The organism is Pigmentiphaga kullae, assembly GCF_004216695.1.
GTDB lineage: Bacteria > Pseudomonadota > Gammaproteobacteria > Burkholderiales > Burkholderiaceae_B > Pigmentiphaga > Pigmentiphaga kullae.
Window position 1 is genome coordinate 481,296 of the sequence record NZ_SGXC01000002.1, and the last position, 15,969, is coordinate 497,264.

Sequence of the window (15,969 nt, forward strand, 5' to 3'; positions counted from 1 at the left end):
TCAGGGTTTTTTCGAGGGCGGGTCGCCGACGGGGCGGTTCGCGGGGCAGAACTGGCCCGTCAGCAGCGCATCGAGCACCCGCAGCGTTTCCTCCGGGCAGCGGCCGACCTTGAGGTTGTTCACCGACACATGCTGGATGGTGTTGTCGGGATCGACGATGAACGTGGCGCGCAGCGCCACGCCCTCGTTGCGGTCCCGGATGCCCAGTTGATCCACCAGCGCGCCCGCGCTGTCGGCGAATTGGTAGTGGTTCAGGTTCGCCAGCGCGGGCACCGCGCGGCGCCACGCCAGCTTGGCGTACTCATTGTCGACGGATCCGCCCATCAGCACGGCGCCGCGTTGTGCTAGGGGCTCGGCCAGTGCCGCGTAGCCCTCGATCTCGGTGGCGCAGATGTCGGAGAAATCCTTGGGTGTGAAATAGATGACCTTCCACTTGCCTGGAAACGAGGTCTCGCTCAGGGTCTCGAAGGCCGAGGCGCCGTTTTCCTCGGCCTCGTTGAAGCCTGGCTTGACGCCATGCACCTTGAAAGGTTCGAGCTTGGCTCCGATGGTTTTCATGCACGCTCCTCGGACAGCGCCGGCCTCGCGCGCCGGCGGCCGGGGCCGCCTACTTGGCGTCGGCCGATTTTTGCGAGGAGGCCGGCAGGGTGATGCGGGCGGTCAGGCCGCCGCCATCCCGGTTCAGGAGGTTTAGGGTACCACCTGCGCGCTGCAGCAGCCGCTTGACGATGGCCAGGCCCAGTCCGGCGCCGCCGGCGTTGGTGCGCGCGTCCGAGCCCCGGGTGAAGGGGCGGGTCAGGCGGGGCACATCCTCGGCCTTCACGCCGGGGCCGTGGTCGGACACGTCGATCAGCACGTTGCTGCCCTGGCTGCTGACCGTCAGGTCGATGTGAGGCGCCTCGCCCGGCTTGTGGCCGTAGCGCCGCGCGTTCTCGAGCAGGTTGCCGACCACGCGCTGCAGGTCGGGAGCGGCGATGCGCGCCCACTGGTTGGGGGTGATCGTGACCTGCAGCGAACCGCCCAGTGTCTCGGTGTGGCTGCATTCGCGCTCGACCATCTCGGACACGAGCTCGGAAATATTGGTGTTGCGGTCGGGCGCGCTGGAGGGGCGGGCGTATTCCATGAACTGCCCGATGGTGCGGTCGATCTGGGCCAGGTCCTCGTCCACGGCGTCGCGGCTGGCCTCGGAGACGCCGCTCAGTTCGATCTCCAGCCGCAACCGGGCCAGCGGGGTGCGCAGGTCGTGCGAGATGCCGGCCAGCATCAGCGCGCGGTCCGCCTCGGCGCGGTCCAGTTCCTCGACCATGCGGTTGAAGTTGGTGTTGACCCGGCGGATTTCCTCGGGGCCGCTTTCGGGCAGCGGCGGCGGGGTTTCGCCGCGGGAAAGCGCCAGCGTGGCGCGCGACAGGCGCGACAGTGGCCGATTGACGAAGCCGACGATGACCGCCGCGCCCAGCAGCGACAGCAGCAGGGCGGCCGCGCCCCAGCCCAGCCATTCGACGCCCGGCACGCGTTCGGCGCGGTCGCGCTCGACCACCATCCAATAGTCGTCGTCGTCGATGGAGAAGCTGACCCACAGGCCGGGGATGCGGTTGACTTCCCAGGCCACGACGGTCTCGGGTCCCAGGCGGTCGATCACCTGTTCTTCCACCCGCTGCAGGACCTGGCGGTCGGGCAGGCGGACGGTGATGTCATCCTTTTCGTGGGGATAGATCTGGATGCCTTCGTTGGTGGCCAGATCAAGTAGCAGGTAGCGGCGCTCCTGCGGCGCCGAATGGATCAGGGCGGCGCGGGTGATGTTGACGACGGTGACGATCTGCTGGGCCACCTGCTGCGCGCGCGGCTCGACCTCCATGCTGCGGAAAGCCTGGAGCCACGCCGCCAGGCTTGCCGTCATCAGGACGGTGAGCAAAAGAAATGTCCGGCTGAACAGACCCAGCCTGGACGCGACGCGCAGGGCGACCGACATGAATGCCTACAAGCGGATCAACTGCCCCCATCGGGCACGAATACGTAGCCGAGGCCCCACACCGTCTGGATGAATACGGGCTTGGCCGGATCGGGCTCGATCAGCTTGCGCAGCCGGGAGATCTGCACGTCCAGGCTGCGATCGAAGGCTTCGTATTCGCGGCCGCGCGCCAGTTCCATCAGCTTGTCCCGCGACAGCGGGATCTTGGGATGGCGGGCGAAGACCTTGAGCACGGAGAATTCGCCCGTGGTCAGGGCCACGGGTTCGTTGTCGCGCGTGAGGGTGCGGGTCGCCAGGTTCAGCACGTAAGGGCCGAACGTAACCGATTCATTGTCCTGGCTGGGGGCGCCGGGATGCTCTTCCGGACCCCGGCGGCGCAGCACCGCGTTGACGCGCGCCAGCAGTTCGCGGGGGTTGAAGGGCTTGGGCAGGTAGTCGTCCGCGCCCATTTCCAGCCCGACGATGCGGTCGACGTCCTCGGCCTTGGCCGTCAGCATGATGATGGGGGTGCTGTCGCGGGCGCCGCGCAGGCGGCGACAGATCGACAGGCCGTCCTCTCCGGGCAGCATCAGGTCGAGCACGAGCAGATCGAAACGCTCTCGCTGCCAGAGCTTGTTCATGGTCTGGGCGTTTTCCGCGACCCAGACGGAGAAGCCCTGCTCGGCGAGGTAGCGGCGCAGCAGATCGCGCAGCCGCACGTCGTCGTCGACGACGAGGATTTTCTTGGGGGCGTTGGCTAGTGACATGGCGCGAATGTAACGGAGGAGTTTGTATCAATCCAGGGAGGGACATTGGTTGTTACATAAATGCCCGTTTGGTCACGCAGGCATCTATGACGCTGTCATGGGTACATCGTATGATTGAAACGTGAACAAAGTATTCGACTCCACTCGTACGGCGGGCTCCAGCGCAGCGATCATGCTGGGCGGGCTGTTCGTGATGATAACGGTATTGGCTGGTGGCGCGGCGATCGGCCAGGTCCGCGACCCGCGTGCGGCATTGCCCCGCCCCGACGCGGTACGCGCCGGCGCTCCCGCTCCGGGCGGATTCGCCGGCCAGGTCGAAAACGCGGTTTCTCGGGCCGATGCGCAGGTCAATGCCGCCAACGTGCCCCAGGAGGCGGGACAGTCCGGCGTGATGCGCGCCGCCATGGATCCCTGGGCCGGTCCGGTCAGCCAGGACGAGCGCCGGGTCGGGCCGCGCAAGCTGTCTTCCGAGGAAAGGGTGCTGCTGCGGCAGGAAATCCGCCGCGCCAGTGAAGAAGTGTACGAACCCTATCGCAAGCACAAGCACTGAAAACCGGGTGCAGATCCCGGTATTTCCCCCCATCTGGTCTTACAATTGCAGCCCATGTCGCTGCATATCCTTTCCCTGGAAACTTCCTCCGCCTGGTGCGGCGTCGCCTTGTTGCGCGCCGCGGATGCCGGCGCCGTCGACCTTCTCGTGCGCGAGCACCAGGGCGTGCAGGAGCACTCGGCCCGGCTGCTGCCCATGGTGCAGGAGGTGCTGAACGAGGCCGGCATCGCCCGGACGCAACTCGATGCCATCGCTTTCGGGCAAGGCCCCGGGGGGTTCACCGGGCTGCGGGTTGCCTGCGGCGTGGCGCAGGGGCTGGGGTTCGCCCTGGGGCGGCCGGTGATACCCGTGGTGTCGCATGCCGCCGTGGCGCAACAGGTCCGGGATCCCGGCCAGCGGCCGCTGGTGGTGGCCATGGACGCGCGCATGCAGGAAATCTACCTGGCGGTCTATCGCCGTGAATCGCCAGACCGGCTGGCCTGCCTGGTCGAACCGCAATTGATGGCGGGCGAGGGGCTGGAGGCCTGGCTGCGCGGACGCCTGGCAGACCTGGGCGCGCAGGCCCCGTGGCTGTGCGGCGATGCGGCGGCCGCCTATCCGGAGGTATTCGCCGGTTTCGGGCCGGACGAGCGGACGGACGTTGCGCGCCCCACCGCGGCCGCGGTCGCCCGCCTGGCCCACGGCGCCTACCTGCGCGGCGAAACCGTCGCGCCGGAGCTGGCCGCGCCCTTGTACGTACGGGACAAGGTGGCCTTCACCACCGCGGAAAGACAGGCCGGGGCGGGGGGCAATCCCCGTGTCGCCGCATCGGGAGCGCAATCATGAGCGCGGTGCAGGGCCGCGCGCCGATCGACGCGGCGCGTATCCTGGCGGCCTGGGGGCAGGCATGCCGTCCCATGACCGAACAGGATCTCGACCAGGTGGACGCGGTCGAGCGCCAGATCTATTCCTTTCCCTGGACACGCGGCAATTTCGCCGATTCGCTGCGCTCGGGCTACGACGCCTGGGTGGTGCGCGACGGCGACCGCCTGCTGGGCTATTGCGTCGTGATGGTGGCGCTGGACGAGGCGCACCTGCTGAACATCAGCGTGGCGCCGCAGGCGCAGGGCGTGGGGCTGGGCCGGCGCCTGCTGGCCTGGGTCGAGCAGTGCGCCGCCGCGCGCCAGGCGCACAGCCTGCTGCTGGAGGTGCGGCCCTCGAACCTGGTGGCCAAGGGGCTGTACGAACGCGCTGGCTATGAACGCATCGGCCTGCGCCGCGGCTATTACCCGTCGCTGCGCGGGCGGGAAGACGCGATCGTCATGCGCAAGGCATTGGCGGTCCACCCAATTCCCGGAGGTTTCCATGGCGACTGAGCGCAACGGCGGCGATGGCATGAGCGCCGTCCGGCGCGCCTGGCTGCGCGAACTGGGTGTGGAAAAGCTGTGGAACCTGCCCGGCACGGCGGCGCCGGCGGCCGTACCCGAGGTCGCGCCGGTGGGGCCGGAGCCCGTGGCGCCGAATCCGGCGCAGGAGCCGGTGGCGGCCGTGGCCGCCGTCGACCCCGACAGAGCCGAACCCGTGGCCGCCGTGCAGGAAATTCCGGTGCGGGAGATGCCGGCGCCGGCCGCCATGCCGGTCGATCCCGAACAGGCCTGGGCCGCGTTGCAGGACGAGGTGCGCGACTGCATGGCCTGTGGCCTGTGCAAGGGACGCACGCAGACCGTATTCGGCACCGGCTCGCCCAAGGCGCGCTGGCTGCTGGTGGGCGAGGCGCCGGGCGAACAGGAAGACAAGCAGGGCGCGCCCTTCGTGGGACGCTCGGGCAAGCTGCTCGACAGCATGCTGGCCTCCATCGCGCGCTCGCGCCAGCAGGATGTCTTCATCGCCAACGTCATCAAGTGCCGTCCGCCCGGCAACCGCGACCCGCTGCCCGAGGAGGTGGCGCGCTGCAGCCCCTATCTGATGCGGCAGATTTCGCTCATCAATCCGGAAATGATCCTGGTGCTGGGGCGGTTCGCGGCGCAGACCCTGCTGGAGACCGACGCGCGCATAGGCAGCCTGCGGGGCAAGGTGCACAGCCTGTCGGTATCGGGCAGGCAGGTGCCGGTCGTGGTGAGCTACCACCCGGCCTATCTGCTGCGCAGCCCGGCCGAGAAGATCAAGGCCTGGCAGGACCTGCAGCTGGCCTTGTCGGTGGGGCGGGCCCGGGGTTAGTCCCCGCGCAGCGCCGTGCCGTGCGCGCGGCTGCCTATCACCAGGTCGAGGTCCGGGTGGGTGCGGTGGTTGTGGCGGTTCCAGCCCATGATCAGCAGCATGAGGCAGGCCACCAGCGTGCCGAAGATGATGATGATGGTGTTGATGGGTATCTGCATGCCCAGCATCAGCGAGTAGATCGCCACCATCAGCAGGATGTTGAGCTGTTCGTTGAAGTTCTGGACCGCGATCGAATGGCCGGCCGACAGCAGCACGTGGCCGCGGTGCTGGAGCAGGGCGTTCATCGGCACGACGAAGAACCCCCCCAGGCCGCCGATGGCGATCAGCAGCGCATAGACGAACCAGGGCTCGTAGGCCAGCGGCATCAGCATCACCACCAGCCCCATCACCACTCCCATGGGCAGCACGGCCAGCGCATGGTGCAGCGGCACCTTGCCGGCCAGCGTGGCGCCCAGGATGGTGCCCACCGAGGCCACGCCCATCAGGATGGAAGCCTTGTTCAGCGGCAGCCCCAGCTGCACGCGGCCCCATTCGATCACGATCAGCTGCAGCGTCGCGCCGGCTCCCCAGAACAGGGTGGTCACCGCCAGCGAGATCTGGCCCAGCTTGTCGCGCCACAGCGTGGCCACGAAGCAGCCGAAGGTGGCCATGAGCTTGATGGGATTGCGCTGCTGGCGCGGGTAGCACACGCCGGTGGACGGGATGAGCAGGTTGAAGAAGGCGGCTACCAGGTAGACCAGCGCGATGACCATGATGGCGGCCTCGGCGGGCGTCTGGATGTCGGGGCCGAAGCCGGGGCTGAGGTCCAGCGACAGCAGCCAGGTCGACACCTTGGGGCTGATGAGCGCGCCGCCCAGGACCACGCCCAGGATGATGGACACGACGGTCAGCCCTTCGATCCAGCTGTTGCCCTTGACGAGCTGCTCGGGCGGCAGCAGTTCGGTGATGATGCCGTACTTGGCGGGCGAGTAGGCCGCCGCGCCTATGCCCACCAGGGCGTAGGCGGCGCACACGGTATAGACCTGATGGTGGTCGGCCAGCCCGAAGCTGGCATGGGCGAACATCGTCAGGCAGCCGATGATCTTCACCGAGTTGGTGGCGAACATCACCCGGCCCTTGGGGAAGGAGTCGGCGAACGCGCCCACGAAGGCGGCCAGCAGGACATAGGCCAGGGCGAACGACCACTTGATCATGGGCGTCATCCAGTCCGGTCCGTCCAACTGCTGGATCAGGGCGATCGCGGCGATGAAAAGCGCATTGTCGGCCAGCGAGGAAAAGAACTGCGCCGCCATGATCAGGTAAAAGCCGCGTTTCATCGGTAGGCGTGGACTCGTGTGCCTGTGAGTGGATCGGAGAGTGCCTCACTCGGGCACTACGGCAGGAATGCGTGCCGCGCATCGTAGCGCAGGTTCCGCGCCGCGTCCCGGCCGATCCGGTGGTAGTTACCCGCGGATGTTGCTGCCGGGCGCGAATTCCTGCAGCTGCACGGCGGGCTGCGGCGTCCAGCCAGCCTGGCGGTGCTCGGCGACGACGTTGGTGAAGATGCCGCCGCGCACGTACCACTTGGCGGTGATCCGCATGAAGCGCGGGGACAGCGCGCGCACGAGGTCGTCCAGGATCTCGTTGGTGACCGCTTCGTGGAACTTGCCTTCGTTGCGGAAGCTCCAGGCGTAGAGCTTGAGGCTCTTGAGCTCGACGCACAACTGGTCGGGGATGTAGTCGATGACCAGCAGGGCGAAGTCCGGCTGTCCGGTCATCGGGCACAGGCAGGTGAATTCCGGCACCTCGATGTGGATCTGGAAGTCGCGCCCCGGGCTGGGGTTGGCGAAGGTGTCTAGGCTCTTGCTGGGTTGAGAGGGCATGTCTCTTGCGATCTATACGTAACGAAAATGAAAAAACAGGCTGGGCGGCGGCCACTGGCGTAACCTTGCCGATGACCCTTTGGTATTATACGAAGCTGTGTTGGCCCCACCCCCTCCGCGCTTCGCGCGACCCCCCTCAAGGGGGCGGCACTGGAGGACCGGCGGAGCCGGATCCTCGGTGCCCTGGGTCGGAGGTAGGGCGTGTTCTGCCATATCCGACCGGCCCGGGCGCGGATCGGTTCCTTTTTCCAGCCTTTTTAAGCGAAGCTTCGTTTCCGGTGCGACTTACCCAGATCAAACTCGCAGGTTTCAAGTCGTTCGTCGACCCCACGTCCATCCAGGTGCCGAGCCAGCTGGTCGGCGTGGTGGGGCCCAATGGCTGCGGAAAGTCCAACATCATCGACGCCGTGCGCTGGGTCCTGGGCGAATCCAAGGCCTCCGAGCTGCGCGGCGAGTCCATGCAGGACGTGATCTTCAACGGTTCGGTCAACCGCAAGCCGGCGGCGCGCTCTTCGGTCGAACTGGTGTTCGACAATGCCGAGGGCCGGGCGTCCGGACAATGGAGCCAATACGGCGAGATCGCCGTCAAGCGCGTCCTGACCCGCGACGGCACCAGCAGCTATTTCGTCAACAACCAGCAGGTCCGCCGCCGCGACATCCATGACATCTTCCTGGGCACCGGCCTGGGGGCGCGCGGCTACGCCATCATCGGCCAGGGCATGATCTCGCGCATCATCGAGGCCCGGCCCGACGAACTGCGCGTGTTCCTGGAAGAGGCCGCAGGCGTGTCGCGCTACAAGGAACGCCGCCGCGAGACCGAGAACCGCCTGTCCGATACCCGCGAGAACATGACCCGGGTCGAGGACATCCTGCGCGAACTGGCCACCCAGCTCGAAAAGCTCGAGGCGCAGGCCGAGGTCGCCCAGCGCTACCAGGGGTTCCAGGCGGAAAGCGAACAGAAGCAGCGCTTCCTGTGGCTGCTGAAGAAGCGCGAGGCCGACGGCGACCGCATGAAGCACGCGCTGGCCATCGAACAGGCCCAGACCGACCTCGAGGCCGCCATGGCCGGCCTGCGCAAGCTGGAGTCCGACCTGGAGGGCACGCGCCAGGCGCACTACGCCGCCAGCGACGCCGTCCATGCCGCGCAGGGCGGGCTGTACGAGGCCAATGCCGAGGTCAGCCGGCTCGAGGCCGAGATCAAGTACGTGGTCGAGGCCCGCAACCGCATGCAGGCCCAGCTGGCGCAGTTGCAGCAGCAGATCGCCCAGTGGAACGAGCAGCACGAGACCGGCAGCGACCAACTGGCGCAGGCCGAGGAAGACCTGGCAGTGGGCGAGGCCCGGGCCGAGGAAGCGCGCATCGTGGCCGAGGAAGCGCAAGCCCAGCTGCCCGACGTCGAGGCCAAGGTGCGCGATGCCGCGTCCGGCCTGTCCGAGCTGCGCGGCGCGCTGTCCCAGGTCGAGCAGAACCTGGCCCTGACCGCCCAGGAACAGCGCGAAGCCGATCGCCAGCTCCAGGCCCTGGCGCAGCGCCGCGAGCGCCTGGAGCAGGAAGAACGCAACCTGCAGCGCCCCGATCCGGCGCGGTTGGAACAATTGACGGGCGACCTGGCCGATACCGAGCAGCGTGTCGAGCACGCCCGGCAGGAACTGTCCACGCTGGAAGCCCAGTTGCCGCAGGTCGATGCCGGCCGCCGCCAGGCCCAGGAACTGGTGCAGAAGGAAGCGGCCGCCGTTTCGCAGATCGAGGCCCGGCTCTCGGCCCTGACGCGTTTGCAGCAGGACGTGCAGAAGCAGGGCGCGCTGCATCCCTGGCTGGAAAAACACGAGCTGACACAGCTTGGCCGCCTGTGGCAGAAGCTGCACATCGAACCCGGCTGGGAAACGGCGCTGGAGGCCGTGCTGCGCGAGCGGCTGGCCGCGCTGGAAGTCAGCAACCTCGAATGGGCCAAGGCCTTCTTCGGCGACGCGCCGCCGGCGCGGCTGGCCTTCTACCAGATGCCGCCGGCCACGGCGCCGGCCCCCGCGCCGGCCGCGCTGACGCCGCTGGTGTCGCTGCTGCGCATCACCGATCCGGGCCTGCGTTCCCTGATGGCCGACTGGCTGCGCGACGTCTACACGGCCGCCGACGCCACCCAGGCGCTGGCCGCGCGCACCCAGTTGCCCGAGGGCGGCCAGTTCGTGGTCAAGGAAGGGCACCTGATCGGGCACAACAGCGTCCGTTTCTACGCCCCGGATTCCGAGCAGGCCGGCATGCTGGCGCGCCAGCAGGAGATCGAGAACCTGCAACGCCAGTTGAAGGCGCAGCAGCTCATTGCCGACGAGGCCCGCTCCGCCGTGGCCCGCGCGGAAGCCGGCTACCAGCAGGTGGCCCAGGCCTTGCCCGCCTCGCGCCAGCGCCTGGCCGAGGTCACGCAGCGCCTGCACGCCATCCAGCTCGAACATTCCAAGCTGTCGCAGCAGGCCGCCCAATCCGAGGAACGCGCCGGCCGCATCCGCGAAGAGCGTGCCGAGCTCGAGGCCCAGGAAGAGGAAGCCCGCATCCGCAAGGAAGAGGCCGAGGGCCGCTTCGAGATTCTGGATACCCAGCTGGGCGACAAACAGTCCGCGTTCGAGGACGCGCAGATGGCCCAGGAACAGCGCGAAGCCGAGGTCCAGCGTGCACGCGATCGCCTGCGCGAGCTGGAGCGGTCGGCCCAGGAGGCCAGCTTCGCCGAGCGGGGCCTGCGCGCCCGCATCGACGAACTGCGCCGCAGCCTGCAACTGGCGGGCGAGCAAAGCCAGCGCGCCGCCACCGAGGCCGAACGGGTCCAGCAGGAATTGCGCGTGCTAGACGACGCGGCGGCCCAGGCCGGCCTGCAATCCGCGCTCGAATTGCGCAGCGAGCGCGAGCAGGTGCTGAACCGCGCCCGCATCGAAATGGATACCCTGGCAGCGCAACTGCGCGCGGCCGACGAACAGCGCCTGGGCATCGAGCGTTCGCTCGAGCCGCTGCGCAGCCGCATCACCGAGCTGCAGTTGAAGGAACAGGCGGCCCGCCTGGCGCAGGAACAGTATGCCGAGCAACTGGCCGGCCAGGAGCTGGACCTGGCGGCGCTGGGCGAACAGCTCGACGCGCTGCCCAAGGAATGGCAGCGCCCCAACTGGCTGCAGGCCGAGGTGCAGCGCCTGGCCCGCGAGGTCGCCGCGCTGGGCGCGGTCAACCTGGCCGCGCTGGACGAGCTGAACGCCTCGCGCGAGCGCAAGACCTATCTGGACGCCCAGCAGGCCGACCTGCAGTCCGCCATCGACACGCTCGAGGACGCCATCCGCAAGATCGACCGCGAGACGCGCCAGCTGCTGCAAGAGACCTTCGATACGGTCAACCGCAACTTCGGCGAACTCTTCCCGTCGCTGTTCGGCGGCGGCGAGGCCAAGCTCGTGATGACCGGCGAAGAAATCCTGGACGCGGGCGTGCAGGTCATGGCCCAGCCCCCGGGCAAGCGCAACAGCACCATCCACCTGCTGTCCGGCGGCGAGAAGGCCCTGACCGCCACCGCGCTGGTGTTCGCCATGTTCAAGCTCAATCCGGCGCCGTTCTGCCTGCTGGACGAGGTCGACGCGCCGCTGGACGACGCCAACACCGAGCGCTACGCGAACCTGGTGCGCCGGATGAGCGAGCAGACCCAGTTCCTGTTCATCTCGCACAACAAGATCGCGATGGAGATGGCGCACCAGCTGGTCGGCGTGACCATGCAGGAGCAGGGCGTCTCTCGCATCGTGGCCGTCGACATCGACTCGGCCATGCAACTTGCCGTCGAGGCTGCCTGATGAGCGGGCAGTCCGCGAGCCGGCACTCTTTCCACCATGCCCCGCCATCGGGAACACACCAATGAGTGATCTACAAACCGGGCTCATCGCCCTTGGCGTTCTGGCCATCGTCGTCGTGCTTGGACTGAACTGGTGGCAGGACCGCCGTGCCCGCAAGCAGATACAGGACGGCTTCCCCGATTCGGGCAAGGATCCCTTGCTGCACGGGGTCGAAGCGGGCCTGCCCAAGGCGGACGGCGTGCGCCGCGAGCCCGGGCTGGGCGCGGCGGAAGCGGCCGAGGCCAACGTCATCGGGGGCATGGACGCGCCAGTGGACGGCGCGGCCGCGGTGCAGCAACACGACACCGACGAGGCCGACGAAGCCTGCGAAACCGTCATCGACGTTTCCTTCCTGGAGCCCGTGCCGGGCGACGAGCTGGCGGCCTTCACCCAGGGCATCCGCCACGCCGGCCAGAAATCGCTGCGCGTGTTCGCCGAGACCGCCGAGGGGGCGCACCGCTCCGCCATACGCGGCGGCGAGAACTATGCGTCGGTCCAGGTGGCCGTGCTGCTGGCCAATCGCAGCGGCCCGCTCAGCGCCGGCGAATGGGCCGAGGCGCTGTCGCGCTCGCGCGTGCTGGCCGATCGCTTCGACGGCACGGTGGAAGCCAGCGACACCCAGGCCGTGCTGGACCGGGCCAACAAGCTCGATGCCGTGTGCGCCGCGCTCGACGCGCAGGTCGGGCTGACCCTGGTGGCCAGCAGCCGCCGCTGGTCGTCGGGCGACGTGCTGACCGCCGCGCGCGAGGCCGGTTTCTCGTCCATCCACGACGGCCGCCTGCCCTGGGTGGACCAGGAAGGCGCGGTCCGCTTCACGCTGGGCCGCAGCGACGGCGTGTCGCTGGGTTCGGCCGGCCCGGCCACGATCGGCCAGCTCAGCCTGATCCTGGACGTGCCGCGCGCGCCCGCCCATGAACATGCCTTCGCGCAGATGGCCCAGGTTGCCCGCGGCCTGGCCACGCGGCTGGAAGCCACGGTGGTCGACGACAACGGCCGGCCCCTGGCGGACGGCGCCGAGGCGGCCATCGACAAGCAATTGCTGGCGCTGTACGCGCGGCTGGAACAGTCCGGCCTGAAGGCCGGTTCGGTGCGTGCCCTGAGGGTATTCGGATAAGGCACGCAGGCGGAGTGGATATGGTGTCGGGGGTCGATCGGGAAAACCAGGCCATGCAGCGGGCGGCGCAGTTGCGCCAGGAACTGGCCTTGCACAACGCCCGCTACTACGTGATGGACGACCCGCTGATCAGCGACGCCGAATACGACGCGCTGTTCGCGGAGCTGGTCAAGCTCGAGCAGGAGTTCCCGCTCCTGGCCACGCCCGATTCCCCCACCCAGCGGGTGGGCGGCGCGCCGCTGTCGGCCTTCGGTTCGGTGCGCCACGCGGTGCCCATGCTGTCGTTGAACAATGCCTTCGACGACGAGGACATCCAGGCCTTCGACAAGCGGGTGCGCGACGGCCTGGAAACGGAGTCCCCGGTCGAGTACGCCTGTGAACTGAAGCTGGACGGACTGGCCGTCAGCCTGCGCTACGAAGGCGGCAAGTTTGCCCGGGCCGCGACCCGGGGCGACGGCCAGACGGGCGAGGACATCACCGCCAACATCCGGACCATACGATCCATCCCGCTGACGCTGGCGGGACCCGTGCCCGAGGTGCTGGAGGTCCGCGGCGAGGTGCTGCTGTTCCGCAAGGATTTCGAGCGCCTGAACGACGCCCAGCGGGAAGCGGGCGAAAAAGTCTTCATCAATCCCCGCAACGCCGCGGCGGGCAGCCTGAGGCAGCTCGATCCGCGCATCACCGCCCGCCGCCCGCTGCGATTCTTCGCCTATGGCTGGGGCGAGATACGCGGCAGCCTGCCGGGCAAGGAGGCTCGCGCCGACGCGCCACCCTTCGATACCCACATGGGCATGCTGGACTGGCTGCAGGAACTGGGCATGCCGGTCAACCGCGAGCGTCAGCTGGTGTCGGACGCGGCCGGTTTGCTGGCGTTCTACCGGCGGGTCGAGGGGTTGCGGGCCGCGCTGCCCTATGACATCGACGGCGTGGTCTACAAGGTCAACGCGCTCGAGGCGCAGCGCGCGCTGGGATTCGTCTCGCGCGCCCCGCGCTTTGCCGTCGCGCACAAGTTCCCGGCCGAGGAAGCCACCACCGAGCTGCTCGGCATCGAGGTGCAGGTCGGCCGCACAGGCGCCATCACGCCCGTGGCGCGGCTCAAGCCGGTGTTCGTGGGCGGCGTCACGGTCACCAACGCGACGCTGCACAACGAGGACGAGATCGAGCGCAAGGACGTGCGCATCGGCGATACCGTGGTGGTCCGCCGGGCCGGCGACGTCATTCCCGAGGTCGTCACGCCCGTGCTGGACAAGCGTCCGGCCGATGCCCGCAAGTTCGTCATGCCCAGCCAGTGCCCGGTGTGCGGATCGGCCATCGAGCGGCCCGAGGACGAGATCATCGCGCGCTGCACCGGCGGCCTGTTCTGCGCCGCGCAGCGCAAGCAGGCGTTGTGGCACGCCGCGCAGCGCCGCGCGCTGGACATCGAGGGGCTGGGCGAGAAACTGATCGATCAACTGGTCGAACGCGGCCGCGTGCACACGCTGGCCGACCTCTACACGTTGAACGAGGAAGAGCTGGCCGGCATGGATCGCATGGGCGAGAAGTCCGCGCGCAACCTGGTCGAGTCCATCGCCGCGACCCGTACGCCGCCGCTGGGCCGGTTTCTTTTCGCGCTGGGCATACGGCACGTGGGCGAATCCACGGCCCGTGACCTGGCGCGCCATTTCGGCAACCTGGACGCCGTGATGAATGCGGCCGAGGCCGAACTGCTGGCGGTGCCCGACGTCGGGCCCGTCGTGGCCGCGTCCATCTTCCGTTTCTTCGCCGAACCGCACAACCGCGAAGTCGTGGCCGACCTGCTGCGCAACGGCGTGACGCCCGGCACGGAAACCGTCGTGGACCGCACCGCCGGCCCCATCGCCGGCAAGATCTTCGTGCTGACCGGCACGCTGCCCACGCTTGCCCGCGAGGACGCGGCCGAGCTGATACGCGCGGCCGGCGGCAAGGTGACGGGCTCGGTGTCCAAGAAGACCCACTATGTCGTCGCCGGCGCCGACGCCGGCAGCAAGCTTGCCAAGGCCCAGGAGCTCGGCATTGCCGTGCTCGACGAGGACGGCCTGAAGGCCTTGCTGCAGTCTTGACGTTGCGAAGCGCCGCTTCGCAGGAAGGAAAACCATGCAGGCAATCATCGGAGGCACCGGCCTCTACCATCTGACCGGACTCGTCGTGACGCGCCGCCAGGTCGTGCGCACGCCCTATGGCGAACCTTCGGGGGCGCTGACCTACGGCCGCATCGGCGACGGCGCGGAAATCGTCTTCCTGGCCCGCCATGGATACGGGCATACGCTGGCCCCGCACCGCATCAACTATCGCGCCAACCTCTGGGCCCTGCACGAGGTCGGGGTGCGGCGCATCGTGTCGGTGGCAACGGTAGGGGGCATCACGGGTCCCCTCGTCCCCGGCGTCATCGTCGTGCCCGACCAGATCATCGACTACACGACCGAACGGCCCCGCACCTTCTTCGAGGGTGGCGACCAGCCGGTGGCCCACGTGGACATGACCCAGCCCTACGGAGCCGCCATGCGGCACGATCTGCTGGAGTCGGCGCGGACCTGCGGGATCGCCGTGGTCGACGGCGGGGTCTATGGCTGCACGCAGGGTCCGCGGCTGGAAACCGCCGCGGAAATCCGCCGCATGGGTCGGGACGGCTGCGACATGGTCGGCATGACCGGCATGCCCGAGGCCGCCCTGGCGCGGGAGCTCGACCTGGACTATGCGGCCCTGTGCCTCGTCACCAACGATGCCGCGGGCCAGCGCGCCAGCGCGGACGAGATCTCGATGCAGGGCATGCGCGTGGTGGTGGACGACAGCATGCAGAACGTCCACCGCATCCTCGGCCAACTGGTGGGTGCCGACGGAACCGCCTGATTCGTCAGTGATCCTGGGCACCGCGGATCCGGCTTCGCCGGTCCGCCGGTGCCGCCCACTGGGCCCGGCGCCGGGCCGCCCCAAGGCGGGCCCAGCCCCCGTCGGGGGGCCGCCGCGTAGCGGCTGGGGGCTCACGATTCAGGGCGCGCGTCAGCGCGTAGGGGGGTCTATTCACAAACCTTCGGCCTTGAGCGCCGCCTGCACGGCGGGGCGCTGCGCGATGCGTTCGCGGAAAGCCACGATGGCGGGCCAGCGCGACAGGTCGTAGTTCAGGCGCCCGGCCCAGCCGGTGGTCACGAACAGGTAGATGTCGGCCACGGAAAACCCGCCGGGCATCAGGTATTCGCGCTGCGACAGCTCGCTTTGCACGTAGTCCAGGCGCGTGGCCAGGATCTGGCGGAACACGTCCTTGCCTTCCTCGCTCAGTGTGGGCTTGAACATGGGCGAGAAGCCCTTGTGGATCTCGGTGGCGATGAACACCAGCCAGGTTTGCAGCGCGTAGCGCTCGGCGCTGTCGGGCGGGGGCGCCAGCTTGCTTGCCGGCACGAGGTCGGCGACGTATTGCAGCAGCACGGCCAACTCGGTCATCACCACCCCGGGGGACACTTCCAGCGCCGGCACGTAGCCCTTGGGGTTGACCTTGCGGAAGTCCTGGCCGGTCTCGGTGGTCTTGGCCCTGAGGTCGACTTTTTCCCAGGTGAAGTCGATGCCTGCTTCGCGCAAGGCGATGTGGGGGGCCTGGGAACAGGCGCCGGGGGAGTAGTAGAGCTTCATGGGGCCTCGATGAAAGGGGTGGGAAAGCGGCTATTCTCTCACTGC

General features: G+C 68.5%; 14 protein-coding genes. 8 read left to right on the top strand and 6 right to left on the bottom strand.

What is annotated here, in order from left to right; translation table 11 throughout:
• The 3 genes from EV675_RS16640 to ompR are packed head-to-tail and all read right to left on the bottom strand — an operon-like array spanning window position 1 to window position 2,715.
• Window positions 1-558, bottom strand: a complete 558-nt coding sequence (locus tag EV675_RS16640) for a redoxin domain-containing protein (protein WP_130358352.1) — start codon at window positions 556-558, stop codon at window positions 1-3.
• A 49-nt stretch (window positions 559-607) separates the two neighbouring features.
• Window positions 608-1,969 (bottom strand): ATP-binding protein, encoded by a 1,362-nt coding sequence (locus EV675_RS16645; protein ID WP_130358353.1) that lies wholly within the window; start codon window positions 1,967-1,969, stop codon window positions 608-610.
• A 17-nt stretch (window positions 1,970-1,986) separates the two neighbouring features.
• Window positions 1,987-2,715: an osmolarity response regulator transcription factor OmpR gene (ompR, locus tag EV675_RS16650; protein WP_087779290.1), complete on the bottom strand. Its 729-nt coding sequence runs from the start codon at window positions 2,713-2,715 to the stop codon at window positions 1,987-1,989.
• Between the two features lie 121 nt (window positions 2,716-2,836).
• On the opposite strand from ompR, the gene EV675_RS16655 reads away from it, so the two are divergent.
• From EV675_RS16655 to EV675_RS16670, 4 genes are read left to right on the top strand one after another with little or no spacing between them, the layout of a single operon-like run.
• Window positions 2,837-3,265, top strand: a complete 429-nt coding sequence (locus EV675_RS16655) for a hypothetical protein (protein WP_130358354.1) — start codon at window positions 2,837-2,839, stop codon at window positions 3,263-3,265.
• Between the two features lie 54 nt (window positions 3,266-3,319).
• The gene (tsaB, locus tag EV675_RS30240) at window positions 3,320-4,090 is read left to right on the top strand and encodes a tRNA (adenosine(37)-N6)-threonylcarbamoyltransferase complex dimerization subunit type 1 TsaB (RefSeq protein ID WP_130358355.1); all 771 of its coding nucleotides are present in this window, start codon (window positions 3,320-3,322) and stop codon (window positions 4,088-4,090) included.
• Window positions 4,087-4,620 carry a ribosomal protein S18-alanine N-acetyltransferase gene (gene rimI, locus EV675_RS30245; protein ID WP_207221988.1) on the top strand — a complete coding sequence of 178 codons (534 nt, stop codon included), beginning with the start codon at window positions 4,087-4,089 and terminating at the stop codon, window positions 4,618-4,620. Before tsaB ends, rimI begins: the two co-directional genes overlap by 4 nt.
• Complete coding sequence (locus tag EV675_RS16670; protein ID WP_242621469.1) at window positions 4,610-5,461, top strand: uracil-DNA glycosylase; 852 nt, start codon at window positions 4,610-4,612, stop codon at window positions 5,459-5,461. The genes rimI and EV675_RS16670 overlap by 11 nt, the downstream gene beginning before the upstream one ends.
• On the opposite strand, the gene lplT is transcribed toward EV675_RS16670, so the two are convergent.
• Both lplT and queF read right to left on the bottom strand, forming a co-directional pair.
• Window positions 5,458-6,777 (bottom strand): lysophospholipid transporter LplT, encoded by a 1,320-nt coding sequence (gene lplT / locus EV675_RS16675; RefSeq protein ID WP_130358356.1) that lies wholly within the window; start codon window positions 6,775-6,777, stop codon window positions 5,458-5,460. The two genes, EV675_RS16670 and lplT, sit on opposite strands and share 4 nt — an antisense overlap.
• A gap of 126 nt (window positions 6,778-6,903) precedes the next feature.
• Window positions 6,904-7,323 (bottom strand): preQ(1) synthase, encoded by a 420-nt coding sequence (gene queF / locus EV675_RS16680; protein ID WP_130358357.1) that lies wholly within the window; start codon window positions 7,321-7,323, stop codon window positions 6,904-6,906.
• A gap of 278 nt (window positions 7,324-7,601) precedes the next feature.
• Between queF and smc the strand changes: the two genes are divergently transcribed.
• From smc to EV675_RS16700, 4 genes are all read left to right on the top strand, one after another.
• Entirely contained in the window at window positions 7,602-11,132 is a 3,531-nt protein-coding gene (smc, locus tag EV675_RS16685) for a chromosome segregation protein SMC (RefSeq protein ID WP_165404632.1), read from the top strand.
• Window positions 11,133-11,193: 61 nt separating this feature from the next.
• Complete coding sequence (locus EV675_RS16690) at window positions 11,194-12,285, top strand: cell division protein ZipA C-terminal FtsZ-binding domain-containing protein (protein ID WP_130358359.1); 1,092 nt, start codon at window positions 11,194-11,196, stop codon at window positions 12,283-12,285.
• 20 nt (window positions 12,286-12,305) lie between these two features.
• On the top strand, window positions 12,306-14,363 hold the full coding sequence (gene ligA, locus EV675_RS16695) for an NAD-dependent DNA ligase LigA (protein WP_130358360.1): 2,058 nt from the start codon (window positions 12,306-12,308) through the stop codon (window positions 14,361-14,363).
• 34 nt (window positions 14,364-14,397) lie between these two features.
• Complete coding sequence (locus EV675_RS16700; protein WP_130358361.1) at window positions 14,398-15,150, top strand: S-methyl-5'-thioinosine phosphorylase; 753 nt, start codon at window positions 14,398-14,400, stop codon at window positions 15,148-15,150.
• A gap of 171 nt (window positions 15,151-15,321) precedes the next feature.
• Here EV675_RS16700 and gstA read toward each other — a convergent pair whose 3' ends face one another.
• Window positions 15,322-15,924, bottom strand: coding sequence for a glutathione transferase GstA (gene gstA, locus EV675_RS16705; RefSeq protein WP_130358362.1), 603 nt, complete (start codon window positions 15,922-15,924; stop codon window positions 15,322-15,324).
• Window positions 15,925-15,969: the final 45 nt, after the last annotated feature.

What these genes read in the sequence shown, in the direction of transcription:
- EV675_RS16640 (WP_130358352.1), bottom strand. Translation starts at nt 558, where the DNA reads ATGAAAACCATCGGAGCCAAGCTCGAACCTTTCAAGGTGCATGGCGTC.
- EV675_RS16645 (WP_130358353.1), bottom strand. Translation starts at nt 1,969, where the DNA reads ATGTCGGTCGCCCTGCGCGTCGCGTCCAGGCTGGGTCTGTTCAGCCGG.
- ompR (WP_087779290.1), bottom strand. Translation starts at nt 2,715, where the DNA reads ATGTCACTAGCCAACGCCCCCAAGAAAATCCTCGTCGTCGACGACGAC.
- tsaB (WP_130358355.1), top strand. Translation starts at nt 3,320, where the DNA reads ATGTCGCTGCATATCCTTTCCCTGGAAACTTCCTCCGCCTGGTGCGGC.
- rimI (WP_207221988.1), top strand. Translation starts at nt 4,087, where the DNA reads ATGAGCGCGGTGCAGGGCCGCGCGCCGATCGACGCGGCGCGTATCCTG.
- EV675_RS16670 (WP_242621469.1), top strand. Translation starts at nt 4,610, where the DNA reads ATGGCGACTGAGCGCAACGGCGGCGATGGCATGAGCGCCGTCCGGCGC.
- lplT (WP_130358356.1), bottom strand. Translation starts at nt 6,777, where the DNA reads ATGAAACGCGGCTTTTACCTGATCATGGCGGCGCAGTTCTTTTCCTCG.
- queF (WP_130358357.1), bottom strand. Translation starts at nt 7,323, where the DNA reads ATGCCCTCTCAACCCAGCAAGAGCCTAGACACCTTCGCCAACCCCAGC.
- EV675_RS16690 (WP_130358359.1), top strand. Translation starts at nt 11,194, where the DNA reads ATGAGTGATCTACAAACCGGGCTCATCGCCCTTGGCGTTCTGGCCATC.
- ligA (WP_130358360.1), top strand. Translation starts at nt 12,306, where the DNA reads ATGGTGTCGGGGGTCGATCGGGAAAACCAGGCCATGCAGCGGGCGGCG.
- EV675_RS16700 (WP_130358361.1), top strand. Translation starts at nt 14,398, where the DNA reads ATGCAGGCAATCATCGGAGGCACCGGCCTCTACCATCTGACCGGACTC.
- gstA (WP_130358362.1), bottom strand. Translation starts at nt 15,924, where the DNA reads ATGAAGCTCTACTACTCCCCCGGCGCCTGTTCCCAGGCCCCCCACATC.